Source organism: Rhizobium sp. SRDI943 (assembly GCF_057653695.1).
On sequence record NZ_CM172787.1, the window covers coordinates 738,428 to 750,755 of the forward strand.

The window sequence follows — 12,328 nt, forward strand, 5'->3', positions numbered from 1 at the left end:
TGAACTCTAGGTGGTCACCGCCAGGTAGAGTGTCTTTTCACCAGATCGAAGTCCATGATAAGCGGCGCCTATGGGAATCAAGAACTATCTGATCGAAGGCGGTTCCGGCACTGGAAAAACGTCAGTCGCTACCGAACTGGAGCGGCGGGGCTACCATGTCGTCCATGGTGACCGGGTCTTGGCCTATGTCGGCGACCCCGAGACGGGCCAGGCACTCGCAGGACCGCCCAAAGGCGCGGACCGCATCGTTTGGGGATACGCGCACTGGATCTGGCCTGTCGACAAGGTCCGGGCTATTGCTGCCGACACCACCTATCCTGCCACCTTCTTCTGTGGCGGCTCGCGCAATTTCCACAAATTCCTGGACCTTTTCGATAAGGTTTTCGTGCTCGACATCGACGTTGAGACGTTGAACGGACGATTAGATGGGCGGCCGAATGAGCCGGGCTTTGAGCCGGCCGAGCGGGCGCTGGTGCTCCGCTATCATCATACCCGGGAATATCTTCCCATCGGCATCAATATCGACACGACGGGTACTGTCCCAAGTGTCGTCGACGATATCCTCGCTCAACTCACCTGACGACCGATGAGGCCGGCCGCTCCGCTCAGGCCCGTTTCGTCAGCGGAAAGCGGTCGCGCAGCAGCCGCAGCACCGATTCCGAAGGGATTGGCGGGCCGAAAAGGTAGCTCTGGCCGTAGTTGCAGCCCATCTTGGCAAGCTCGATCGCATCCTCGTTGGATTCGATCCCCTCCGCCACCACCTTCATGTCGAGTTCGCGCGCCATTGATATCACCGACCGGAGCACGATCGCCTTCTTGTCGCTGCTGTCGCGCACCAAAGTCTTGTCGAGCTTGATCGTGTCGAAGGGGAAGCGGGTGAGATAGGCGAGCGACGAATAGCCAGTGCCGAAATCGTCGAGCGCCAGTCCGATGCCGGCTTCCTTCAGCTTCTGCAGCACCAGCCGGGCCTGTTCCGGATTTTCCATCACCATGGATTCCGTCAGTTCGAGCTTGAGGCGCGAGGGCTGGCAATGCGTCTTGGCGAGAACCGAACGCACGTCGTCATAGAGCTCGTTATTGAGCAACTGCACGCTCGACAGATTGATCGAGACGAAGATCGGCAATTCGCCGGTCTGGTGCTGCCAGCTCATCAGATCGTTGGTCGCCTGTTCCAGTGCGAACATGCCGAGCGGGCCGATAAGATCGGAGGCCTCGGCGATCGGGATGAATTCGGACGGCGGGATATTGCCGCGTTTGGGATGTTCCCAGCGCATCAGCGCCTCGAAACCGGCGACCTCGACATCTTCCAGCCTTGCGATCGGCTGGTAGACCATCGACAATTCTTTGCGCTCGATGGCGCGGCGCAGATCCGTTTCGAGCTGCAGCCGGTCGGTGCCGAAGTCGCGGAAGGCCGGCTGGAACGGCTCGACACGGTTGCCGCCGGCTCGTTTTGCCCGGTACATCGCAAGCTCGGCATCGCTGAGAAGGCCGGTGGCGCTCTCCTGCCGGTCGACCCAGGAGGCAAGCCCGACCGAGGCGGTCAGGATGATCTCGCGATTGGCGAAGTTGATCGGTACCATGATCGCCTTGCTGATCGCATCGGCAAAATCGGCGACCTTGGCCGGATTGTGCTCGGAAACCAGGATCAGGCCGAACTGGTCGCCGGCAAGCCGCGCCAGCGTGTCCTGCGGTTTCAAGAGGCGGCGTAGCCGCCGCGTCAGCGCGATGAGGATGTTGTCGCCGGCGGCAACGCCGAGCGAATCATTGACCAGCTTGTAGCGGTCGATATCGATCACCATCACCGTCGGCCGCAGCGTGTCGCCGCCCGGCGCCAGTGCCAACACCGACTGCAACCGGTCGAGGAAGACCTGCCGGTTCGGCAGGCCGGTCAGATTGTCGTGCAGCGCATCGTGCAGCAGCCGCTCGACGGAATTCTTCTGTTCGGTCACGTCGACGATCGTGCCGACGCAGCGGATGATTTCGCCGTTCGAGCCGAGCACCGGCCGGGCGCGGATCAGCAGCCAGTGGAAATGCCCGTCCTCGGCGCGAATGCGGAATTCGTGGTTCAGCCGCCCGCGGCGGTGTTCGAGCAGCACGTCGAGCGTAGCGCGGAAGCGGTCGCGGTCGTCGGGGTGCAGCCGCGGCAGCCAGTTGCGCGCCGCGCCATGCATGGCGCCGGGCGACAGGCCGAGCTTGATCGAGACGTCGGGAATGGTGACGACGCGGTCGCGCGCCACGTCCCAATCCCAGACCATGTCGCCGGAGCCGGTCAGCGCCAGCGATTGCCGCTCGAGATCGGAAAACAGCCCCTGCTGGAAGGCGCCGCCGGCAAAAGCATGCTGCATGACAGTGAAGCCGATCAACAGCACGATCAGCACCAGGCCGCCGCCGAGTGCTGGCTGGATGATGTCGTTGTCGAGCCGTCCGGTGACCGTCAGCCACGCCCCGAACAGCCAGACCAGGATCAGCGCCCAGGCCGGCACTAGCAGGATGGCGCGGTCGTAGCGGTTGAAGCCGAGATAGATGATCAGCAGCAGCCCCATCGTCGCCGTCAGCGCGAAGGAAAGCCTGGCGATGCCGGCGGCAATCGACGGATCGTAGATCGCCACGCCGAAGAGCAGGGCAAGGCCGAGCACCCAGGCAAGCGTGGCGTAACCCAGATGCGCATGCCAGCGGTTGAGGTTGAGATAGGTGAAGAGGAAGATGACGAAACTCGACGCCAGCGCCACCTCGGCGCAGGCGCGCCATATTCGCTGGTCGGCCGAGGCGACGCTGATCAGCTTGCCGAGAAAACCGAAATCGACGCAGATATAGCCGAGCACCGCCCAGGCAAGTGCTGCCGTCGCCGGCAGCATCGAGGTGCCCTTGACGACGAAGAGGATGGTCAGGAACACGGCAAGCAGGCCGGCAATGCCGAGCACGATGCCGCGATAGAGCGTGAAGGCGTTGATCGTGTCCTTGTAGGCGTTCGGTTCCCAGAGATAGATCTGCGGCAGTTCCGGCGTCGACAGTTCGGCGACGAAGGTGATGACGGCGCCGGGGTTCAGCGTGATGCGGAAGACGTCGGCCTCGTCGCTCGGCTGCCGGTCGAGCGCGAAGCCTTCGCTCGGCGTAATCGCGCTGATGCGCTGCGAGCCGAGATCCGGCCAGAACAGCTTGGAATTGACCAGACGGAAATGCGGCGCGACTATGACGCGCTCGAGCTGTTCTTCCGAGACATTGGCAAGCGCAAATACCGCCCAGTCGCCCTGATGGTTCTCCGAGCTTGCCCTGACCTCGATGCGGCGGCGGATGCCGTCGGCGCCGGCCGCCGTCGAAACCTGGAAGGCTTCGCCCTGGTTGGCGTAGATCTCCGTCGTTGCCGTCAGGTCGAGCGCGGTATCGTCACGGGAAATTTTTACAGGTTCGGCCGCCTGGGCAACACCCGCCACGAAGGCGAAGGCCGCCAGGAAAAGGGCTGCGATCACCGCGATCACTCGTCCGGACGGTGACTTGGGCAGCATGCGGTCTCTTGTCATCGGCTGTCGGTTATCCTGCCTTTATCCGTATCGGTGGCGAGACGTGAAAACATCACATGGTCATGCCACTGACCGTTGATCTTCAAATATCCGCGCAGATAGCCTTCCTGTTGAAACCCGGCTTTTTCAAGCAGACGGATGCTGCGCGCGTTATCTGGAATACAGGCTGCTTCGATACGGTGCAACTCAAGCCCGGCGAAGATGTAAGGAATAACCAATTGAAGAGCGGCGAACATATGCCCCTGGCCGGCATAGCGTTCGCCCATCCAGTAGCCGATCATGCAGCTTTGTGCCGCACCCCGTCTGATGTAGCCGATGGTGACGCCGCCGACGAGCGTCATGTCGCCTTTCAGGAAAATGAACAGCGGCACCGCCTGGCCCGAGGCGTATTCCTGCTTGCCGCGGACGACACGGGCGCGGTAGGCGCCCTCCGTCAACTCGTCGCGCCGCCAGGTCGGCTCCCAGGGTTCGAGGAACTTGCGGCTTTCGGCGCGCAGCCGGTGCCACTGGTTGAAATCCTGGTAGCGCGGCAGGCGCAGGAAATACCTGTCGTTCTCCAGCTCCACCGCTTCCGGCTGCCGCTGCAGGAACCGAAAAACCGATTTTGGCATCGATCACTCCCGGCAGGACGAACGTCGGCTCAGCGGCTTGCCTGCAGCGTCTTCGACGCCGGGACCGAAAGCGAGGCGGTGATATCTTCCATCGGTGCGAGCTGGTCCAATGGCCCGATCGCCGAAAGCGTCGGCACCGTGTCATAAAACAGCCGGCCGGCAAGGTCGGTCAGCCGCTCGACGGTGATGCCTTCCAGCCGCTCCATCATCTCCGGATTGGAGATCGGCCGGCCGTAAAGCATCATCTGCCTGGCGATCTGGCCGGCCCGGGCAGCCGGGCTTTCCGCACCCATCAGCAGCTGGGCGCGGATCTGGGCGCGGGCGCGCTCGATTTCCTTCTGGTGGATCGCATCGGCCGACTTGTGCAGCTCATCGATGATGACGGGCACCAGCTCCGGCAGGTTTTCGCCGCCGGTCGCGGCATGAATGCCGAAGATGCCGGTGTCGGAGAAACCCCAGTGGAAGGCATAGACCGAATAACAGAGGCCGCGGAACTCGCGCACCTCCTGGAAGAGCCTGGACGACATGCCGCCGCCAAGGATATTGGCGAGGATCTGCGAGCAGTAGAAATCGCGGGCGTGGTAGGGCTTGCCTTCGAAGCCGAGCAGGATCTGCGCGTCCATCAGGTCGCGCGGTTCGCGCACGCTGCCGCCGATATAACGCGCCGGTTCCATGACAGGCGGCGCCGAAGGGGCCGTCGGCAGGCTGGCGAAACGATCCTCGACCATGCGCAGGAATTCTTCATGCTCGACGGCGCCGGTGGCGACCACGAACATCCGGTCGGTCGTGTAGTTGCGGCTGAGATAGCCACGGATCTGCTGCGGCGTGAAGGAGACGACGGTCTCCGGCGTGCCGAGGATCGCCCGGCCAAGCGTCTGGTCGCGATAGGCGACCTCGGAGAACCGGTCGAACACCACGTCGTCGGGCGTGTCGTTGGCGGCGTTGATCTCCTGCAGGATCACCTGCTTCTCACGCTCCAGCTCCTCTTCCTCGAAGGCCGACTCCGTCAGGATGTCGGCGAGGATATCGACGGCGAGCGGCACGTAGTCCTTGAGCACGCGGGCATAATAGGAGGTCGTCTCGGTCGAGGTCGCGGCATTGACTTCGCCGCCGACATCCTCGATCTCCTCGGCAATCTGGCGGGCCGTGCGGCGCGCCGTGCCCTTGAAGGCCATGTGTTCGAGCAGGTGAGCGATGCCGTGCTCGTTGTCCGTCTCGTTACGCGATCCCGATTTGATCCAGACTCCGAGCGCAACGCTTTCAAGATGCGGCATGGTCTCTGTGACTACTGTCAGCCCGGATTTTAGCCGGGTGCACTCAACTGTCATTGGCTATCTTTCTGCGCCTGCTGTCGTCTCGCCGCGGGCATGCTTGCCGATAAAAGTCTCAACGGCTTTCAGCTCCGGTTTGATGATCTGGAAACGCTCCTCCCTGTGCATCAGATCAGCAAGCCACGTCGGAAGCGCCGGGTCAATACCGCAGGCGGATTTTACAGCGGCGGGGAATTTCGCCGGATGCGCGGTCGAAAGCGTCACCATCGGCGTATTCGGCTTTTCTTTCTTGGCAGCGACGAAGACGCCGATCGCCGAATGCGGATCCAGCAGATAGCCGGTCTCGGCATGGGTCTTGCGAATCGTTTCGGCCACCTGCTTCTCGCTGGCACGCCCGGCGCGGAAGTCGCGGCGGATCGCCTTCAGCGCTTGGCTGCCGATCTCGAAGCCGTTGGATTGCTTGAGGCTTTCCATCGCCGCGCGCACCTTCGAGGCGTCGCGGTCATAGGCTTCGAAGAGCAGCCGCTCGAAGTTCGACGAGATCTGGATGTCCATCGACGGCGAACTCGTCGCCTTGACCGCCTTCATGTCGTAGCGGCCGGTCTTCAGCGCCCGCGCCAGGATGTCGTTCTCGTTGGTGGCGATCACCAGCCGGTCGATCGGCAGGCCCATGCGCTTGGCGCAGTAGCCGGCGAAGATATCGCCGAAATTGCCGGTCGGCACCGTGAACGAGATCTTCCGGTCCGGCCCGCCGAGCGCCACCGATGCCGTGAAATAATAGACGATCTGGGCCATGATGCGCGCCCAGTTGATCGAGTTGACGCCTGATAGCCGGACCCGGTCGCGGAAGGCCACGTCGTTGAACATTGCTTTCACGAGGTTCTGGCAGTCGTCGAAATTGCCCTCGACGGCAAGCGCATGCACGTTCGGTGACGACGAGGTCGTCATCTGCCGCTGCTGCACCGGCGAGACCTTGCCATGCGGGAAGAGGATGAAGATATCGGTGCGCTCGCGCCCCGCAAAGGCGTCGATCGCAGCCCCGCCGGTGTCGCCCGAGGTAGCGCCGACGATCGTCGCCCGCTCGCCGCGCTTCTCGAGCGCATAGTCCATCAGCCGGGCGAGCAACTGCATCGCCACGTCCTTGAAGGCGAGCGTCGTGCCGTGGAAAAGCTCCATGACGAAGCTGTTCGGCCCGGTCTGGACGAGCGGCGCGATCGCCGGGTGGCGGAAGGTGCCGTAGGCCTCGTCGATCATCGCCCGGAACGTGTCGTCGGGGATCTCGCCATTGGTGAAGGGCGACAGGATGGTGAAGGCGATCTCCTGATAGGTCTTGCCCCTGAGCGCCCGGATCTCCTTCTTGGAAAAGCTCGGCCATTTCGAGGGAACGTAGAGCCCGCCATCGCGCGCCAGCCCGGTCAAAAGGGCGTCGCAAAAGCCGAGGGAAGGGGCCTCGCCGCGGGTCGAGATATAATCCACGTTCGTTATCCTTGATCTATCGCTGGAGGAAATCCGGCCGGGCGCCGCCATGGCCGCTCTGCCGGAAATCTGGGCTGGAAATCGGGCCGGAAATCGAAAAGGCGCCGCCCTGCCGGCAGGGCTTTGCTCGTATGCTTTTGAAGTTGCCCGCATCCGGCGTCGAAAAGTGCATCAAAACGGCGCTTACCCAATCGATTTTTGTTTGCGCCGCTGATATAGACCATCGCAAACCGTCATGAAAGGCCCTGCTGAAAAGACATAGGGCCTCCAAGAAACGCTTGTACAAGGGATGGAATATGGTGCTCGGCAAGGTCTCGCGTCTCATCGTCTCCGCATCTTTTCTTGCCCTGCTTACCGGTTGCAACTCGCTCGGCATTGGCGGCGACAGCAAGTCGTCGGCGCCGCCGACCCAGCCGAACGGCACCGCCCAGATCATGCCGCTGGCGCCCGCCAACCCGTCCTCGAACAATCCGTCGATCGGCACCGCCACGACGGCGCAGGGCACGGTCGCCCCCGTCGTCCAGGGCGCCTGCCCACAGATCTTCATGCGTGACCAGGACGCGATCTTCCGCACCTATGCCAAGGGCAAGAAGGACGATCCGCAACAGATCGTCTACCAGGCCTCCTTCGGCGATTACACCCGCCAGTGCACGCTGAACGACTCGAACCTGACGATGACCATCGTCGCCCAGCTGCGCCTGATCACCGGCCCGGCCGGCACGCCAGGCCCGCTGACGCTGCCGATCCGCATCTCCGTCGTCGACGGCGAGACGGTGCTCTATTCCGAGGTTACCAAATTCCCGACCGAAATCCCGGCGGGTGCTCCGGGCACGCAGGTCATCTTCCGCAAGGACGGCATCAAGATGCCGGTCGGCTCCGGCGCACTGGTGCGCGTCAATATCGGCTTCGACACCCTGCCGGCAAAGACCAAGAAGAGCAGCTAAGCAATTCGGGCTTCGACCCGACATCAGCCCCTCATCCGGCTGCCGCCACCTTCTCCCCGTAAACGGGGCGAAGGGACATGCGGCACCCTCTCCGTTTCCACCTCGCTATCGCATGGCACGTCCCCTCTCCCCGTCTTTTACGGGGAGAGGGTTAGGGTCATATGCGCTAGGTTAAGCGAGCGTGTAGATCGTCGCATTGTTTTCGGCGTCGTCGCGGCGGCTCACAGAGGTGGCGACGACTTCGCGTGACGAGATTACAGACGGCCTGCCACAGAAGTGGTCCGCGGATGGCGGCGCAAATGGTGGCCAGGGCGATCTTCATGAGACGCCAGCGCGATGGGCTTGCCAATGGGGGGCTAGCCAGTGGGGTTGCCACATCCAGAGGGGGGAGAGTCCGGGACTTGCCCGGCAATCTGTTCGGCGATGATGGCGACGATCAGTCTGGCGTAGAGCCATGCCCGGGCCAGTTCCGGCTTCTTGGCCGGCAAGCTGTCGAGGCCGGCCAGGCTCTTGAACCGTTTGAACGCCAGCTCGATTTGCCAGCGGAAGCGATAGAGGGTGAGGATATCGGCCGGCGGGAAGGTGGTGGCCGGCAGCGAGGTCAGCAGCAGAATGTACTTCGCCGCCTCGAGACTGCGCGGATCGGGTTTTTTGCCGTGCTTGCGGGCGGCTTTGAGCAGACGCTCCTGCTCGGCTTGGGCCTGTTGCGGATCCTTGCGTCGGACAATGAGGCGCAGGGCCAGCGGCGGTGGTGGCGGCGTCCCCGTCATGCCTTCGTGGACACGAACCTGCACCTCGCCTTCCTGCTCTTGCTGAGCGGCGAGTGCGGCAAACAGATCAAAGGGCTCGCCATTCGTCTGCAACAGGCGCAACGAGTTCCAGCCGGTCCGCACGATGAAGTCTGCACCGGCGTCGATCACCGGCCGCAGGTCGCGCGGTCTTGCATAGTAGCGATCGGCCAGCACGATATCGCCGGGTGCGTAGGTAAGGCGCTGAAGGTTCTCGGCACCATGGATGTCGGTCAACTCAAGCTGATCGACCTGAGCCGTTGCCAAGTTGTAGCCGACATGTAACCGCCATGTCGTGCGGTCAGCGCCTGGATGGCAAATCGACGTTCCATCGAGCACACGCAAGCGATATCCCGCAAAGCGCCCCGTCGGCACTTTGGCCTGTTCGGCAATCAGCGCGGCCACGATGTCGCCAAGCCAAGGCGCCGCTTTGCACAGCCGCTCAAGCAGCGATGGGTCTGACAAACGGGCGATCCCGCCCGCTTCGGCCCATGCACAGGTCTCGCGTAGCGACATGCCAAGGCCGCCATAGGCAAGTGCCAGCCGCAACAGCGTCTCGGCATTCTTGATTTCCCGCACCCGCGTAAAAGCACCGCGCAACCGCGCCGTTGCTTCCAAGTCAAAACCCGCCGGAAGCCGCTCGCGCACTTCCGGCCAATGATCCAAAACCTCAGGACGAATCTTCATCCAAAGCTTGAATCACAACCAGATTCCTTATGTCCAGGGCTAAACCTAGCGCATATGAGGGTTAGGGTGAGGGGCAGCCATTGGCACGAACCTCTCCGCCCGACAGGACGGCCAATGACATCGGCAATCGTCTTGGGCGGGCTGAGGCGCATTGAGAGCGGGCTAGCGGCGTTTCGGGCGTTTCAGAGAACGTTGTCCCAGGCTGCAAGGGCCGCAACGACGCCTGGCAGGTCGTTCATGCGCGAGATTGCCGTTTCGGCGCCGGCATCCGTTAATTTGTCGGCATGGGCGGGATAGCTGTGCGAGGCGCCGGTGAAGCCGATGACGCGCATGCCGGCGGCACGCGCCGCATGCACGCCGTGTACGGAATCCTCGACCACAATAACCTTGTCCGGCGAAACACCCATCTGGCTTGCGCCATGCAGGAAGATGTCGGGCTTCGGCTTGGCGCGGTCCGGGCCGAGATCCTTGGCGGAAAAGATGTTCGGGGCAAACAGCGGCTTCAGCCCCACCTTGGTGAGCATCATGTCGAGCCGCTTGGTGCTCGAATTCGAGCAGATGCAGCGCTTGATCGGCAGCCTGGAGAGGGCGAATTCGACGCCTGGAATGGCCTGGACGTCCTCTGCCAGCCTGAGGTCGAGCATATGCTCCGATTTATCGAGCAGCGAGGCCGAAAACGGGATGCTCGCCTCACGCTCGATCTGCAGCAGGATGTTGCGCCATGTCATGCCGGCGAAGCGCTCGCCCATTTCCTCGACGCCGATCGGATATCCGGCCTCTGTCAAAAGCACGGATTCGACTTCCGCCGCGATGATTTCCGAATCGACGAGAACGCCGTCGCAGTCGAAGATGATGAGGTCGAAGCCGTCCATATGTTCACGCCTTGCTGAAAGTCTGGGCTGGAAGTCTGGGTCTTGTTTGGGAATGCTGCGGCTTTACACGATGCCCGGCCAAAGCTCAACCAGATCTCAAGCATGGCTGCGATGCGGCAGACGGCCGGCTCCGGCGTCGCTGCCGGATCGGCGGCGTTGGCCGTCGGCATCCCGGCCTCGACAAGCAGGAACCCGCTCGTCACCGAACGCGCATGGGGAGGGAACAGGAAGGCACAATCGCAAGCCGCATCAGCCGAATGCTCGCCGGGCGCATCGTGCGCGGCGCTATAAAATGAGAGCGCCTGGAGATGACGATGGAATGACGTCGGCAGGATTGCCCGCCGACGTCATGGCAAGTTTAAAGCGAGCTCAGAAACGCGAGGGACGGCATAAAGAAATATTCGCCTCCCTTCATCTTCACCGCTTGAGGAACTGTTGCGACGGTTTTGAGGGAGCTGGGATCACCCCAGATGGCAGCTCCTTCCATATCTGGTCGCGCAGCATCTTGTTTTGTTTGACCGATGACCGGATCGACCCCAGGCGGTGGAAAGCCAGTTGGAACGGCTGGGAAACCGGGATTGTTGGCCCAATTTTTCTGCGTGAATTCGAACTGATTGCCTATGTCACTGTTGAACGCCATGAACAACAGACCGACGTATTTACTCGGCTTGTTGGCGATCTTGCCATCGTTAGGATTATCTGTTCGCACGCCATAGGTCTGGCCGCGTCGGGCCATGAGGTGCTTGCGCTCGCCAGCACTGTTTTCGAACCCGCCCGACCCTCGCGGATTAGTTTTCCGGATATGCCCTGAAAAGGGACACTTCGCGCCGCTCTTGTCGCTGAAGTAGTTGAAGTTGTTCGGGACGGGTGACTCAACTCCGTCTTCTGACTGCATCGTGACCGGCGTTCCGTCCTCAAAGCGCCCGACGACCATGGCGCCGGCCCTTTCGTCATCAGATCCGAATAAGCGATCTGCAAGTTTCTGCTCCTGCCTTTTGAAGCGGCGGACGTTTTGTTCCAGCTTCCGGTATACGAAGTAACTTCCGAAATGAACGGCCGGATCGGGCGCTGCTGGATCAGGAACAATGACCTGTTCTAATGGGAAAGCCGGATCCCAGTTCGCAATCCCATCTGTCGCGTTTTCTTCGGCGTCGATGTCTTCCAGCAGAAACAGCGGCTGGCTTCGCCCATCGACATAGCCAAAGTGTTCGATACCTTCTTCATTGTCATTGTGAAGGCCCAGGCCATCTTGCGTCCCTACGATTGTTACCCCATGCGAGGCTTGGATCAAGTCTACCACCTGATCGTGAGCCGTGACCTTGGTGTCATTGAGCATATCTCCCACCAGAACGACCGCATGGATGGGATTGCGAAAATAAGAATCCCACCTGCTGACATCAGGGTCATTCAAGTCGGATTTTTGCATACCCGCGCGGAATATCGGATCGCTCGGTCTTTGGGCGATTTGGAGGGCTTGATAGCCCGCGTCAGTAAGGCCAAGCCCAATGTACGGCGTTCCCGGCGTCGAAGGTTTGGCTTTGAATGCTTCAATTTCCATTAAATGTTGCTTTGCCGATTTCATCAGCGTCGTGGACATCGCCCGAAGGAAGCTTTTCGCAGCCTCCTTATCGTCAAACCGCAGAAAAAATAGAGTCAAAAACTCACGAACATGCGCCTTGATGATGTTCGGCTGAAGATTGTTAAGCATAGTGCTGTCGTCAGTTGATAGATTTTTCCATGAGATTGGAGAGTTTAACGTGACGGACATCTTGCATTCCTCCGTTAATGACATCGTCATCAAACAACAGGTAGCATATTAGAGTCAACGCAACCATTTATTATTTGATTTGTATTTCTAATGACGGTTTGAATCTTTTGCCATTTGATCTACAAACGAACCTATTGATATCGGGTGCTCACCCGCCCTCTTGGATAGGCTCTGCTGCCAGATCGGCTGAAGAGTGCGGTGACTGTCGGTCGTCTTCCGCTGAGAAGAGGATGGAGCGACTTTCCGCCGTCGGGCGCGCACAGCCGTTGTCGAAGAAACTTGACATCAGGGCTTCGCCGAGACTGCCGGCGAGATGAGCCCGCCTTTTGTTACAGTCGAGGCAGGAGCGGCAGCCGCGATGATCTGAGGTCCCCGACGTCGCCGGAATGAACA

The 12,328-nt window shown here is 61.2% G+C and carries 9 protein-coding genes and 1 pseudogene; 2 read left to right on the forward strand and 8 right to left on the reverse strand.

Annotation, left to right across the window (positions count from 1 at the left end; all coding sequences use genetic code 11):
• The first annotated feature begins 70 nt into the window (after positions 1-70).
• Positions 71-580, forward strand: a complete 510-nt coding sequence (locus AC245Y_RS03605; protein WP_012756360.1) for a nucleoside kinase — start codon at positions 71-73, stop codon at positions 578-580.
• Between the two features lie 25 nt (positions 581-605).
• Here AC245Y_RS03605 and AC245Y_RS03610 read toward each other — a convergent pair whose 3' ends face one another.
• From AC245Y_RS03610 to thrC, 4 genes are read right to left on the reverse strand one after another with little or no spacing between them, the layout of a single operon-like run.
• Positions 606-3,518, reverse strand: coding sequence for a sensor domain-containing phosphodiesterase (locus tag AC245Y_RS03610; RefSeq protein WP_017993188.1), 2,913 nt, complete (start codon positions 3,516-3,518; stop codon positions 606-608).
• Positions 3,515-4,129 carry a GNAT family N-acetyltransferase gene (locus AC245Y_RS03615; protein WP_017993189.1) on the reverse strand — a complete coding sequence of 205 codons (615 nt, stop codon included), beginning with the start codon at positions 4,127-4,129 and terminating at the stop codon, positions 3,515-3,517. The genes AC245Y_RS03610 and AC245Y_RS03615 overlap by 4 nt, the downstream gene beginning before the upstream one ends.
• 29 nt (positions 4,130-4,158) lie before the next feature.
• The gene (locus AC245Y_RS03620; protein ID WP_017993190.1) at positions 4,159-5,457 is read right to left on the reverse strand and encodes a M16 family metallopeptidase; all 1,299 of its coding nucleotides are present in this window, start codon (positions 5,455-5,457) and stop codon (positions 4,159-4,161) included.
• 3 nt (positions 5,458-5,460) lie between these two features.
• Positions 5,461-6,885: a threonine synthase gene (gene thrC, locus AC245Y_RS03625; protein WP_012756364.1), complete on the reverse strand. Its 1,425-nt coding sequence runs from the start codon at positions 6,883-6,885 to the stop codon at positions 5,461-5,463.
• A 287-nt stretch (positions 6,886-7,172) separates the two neighbouring features.
• Between thrC and AC245Y_RS03630 the strand changes: the two genes are divergently transcribed.
• On the forward strand, positions 7,173-7,820 hold the full coding sequence (locus AC245Y_RS03630; RefSeq protein WP_020486924.1) for a hypothetical protein: 648 nt from the start codon (positions 7,173-7,175) through the stop codon (positions 7,818-7,820).
• A gap of 356 nt (positions 7,821-8,176) precedes the next feature.
• Here AC245Y_RS03630 and AC245Y_RS03635 read toward each other — a convergent pair whose 3' ends face one another.
• The 4 genes and pseudogenes from AC245Y_RS03635 to AC245Y_RS03650 all read right to left on the reverse strand — a co-directional run.
• Positions 8,177-9,295, reverse strand: coding sequence for an IS4 family transposase (locus tag AC245Y_RS03635; RefSeq protein ID WP_017993194.1), 1,119 nt, complete (start codon positions 9,293-9,295; stop codon positions 8,177-8,179).
• A gap of 182 nt (positions 9,296-9,477) precedes the next feature.
• Positions 9,478-10,167 carry an HAD family hydrolase gene (locus AC245Y_RS03640; protein WP_017993195.1) on the reverse strand — a complete coding sequence of 230 codons (690 nt, stop codon included), beginning with the start codon at positions 10,165-10,167 and terminating at the stop codon, positions 9,478-9,480.
• A 358-nt stretch (positions 10,168-10,525) separates the two neighbouring features.
• A complete protein-coding gene (locus tag AC245Y_RS03645) occupies positions 10,526-11,935 on the reverse strand; it encodes a Dyp-type peroxidase (protein WP_026157270.1) in 1,410 nt (469 codons plus the stop codon).
• Between the two features lie 148 nt (positions 11,936-12,083).
• Positions 12,084-12,312 (reverse strand): annotated as a pseudogene (locus AC245Y_RS03650) (hypothetical protein); the annotation flags it as partial.
• Between the last annotated feature and the right edge of the window lie 16 nt (positions 12,313-12,328).

Coding starts and splice junctions, on each gene's coding strand:
- AC245Y_RS03605 (WP_012756360.1), top strand. CDS start 71: ATGGGAATCAAGAACTATCTGATCGAAGGCGGTTCCGGCACTGGAAAA.
- AC245Y_RS03610 (WP_017993188.1), bottom strand. CDS start 3,518: ATGACAAGAGACCGCATGCTGCCCAAGTCACCGTCCGGACGAGTGATC.
- AC245Y_RS03615 (WP_017993189.1), bottom strand. CDS start 4,129: ATGCCAAAATCGGTTTTTCGGTTCCTGCAGCGGCAGCCGGAAGCGGTG.
- AC245Y_RS03620 (WP_017993190.1), bottom strand. CDS start 5,457: ATGACAGTTGAGTGCACCCGGCTAAAATCCGGGCTGACAGTAGTCACA.
- AC245Y_RS03630 (WP_020486924.1), top strand. CDS start 7,173: ATGGTGCTCGGCAAGGTCTCGCGTCTCATCGTCTCCGCATCTTTTCTT.
- AC245Y_RS03635 (WP_017993194.1), bottom strand. CDS start 9,295: ATGAAGATTCGTCCTGAGGTTTTGGATCATTGGCCGGAAGTGCGCGAG.
- AC245Y_RS03640 (WP_017993195.1), bottom strand. CDS start 10,167: ATGGACGGCTTCGACCTCATCATCTTCGACTGCGACGGCGTTCTCGTC.
- AC245Y_RS03645 (WP_026157270.1), bottom strand. CDS start 11,935: ATGTCCGTCACGTTAAACTCTCCAATCTCATGGAAAAATCTATCAACT.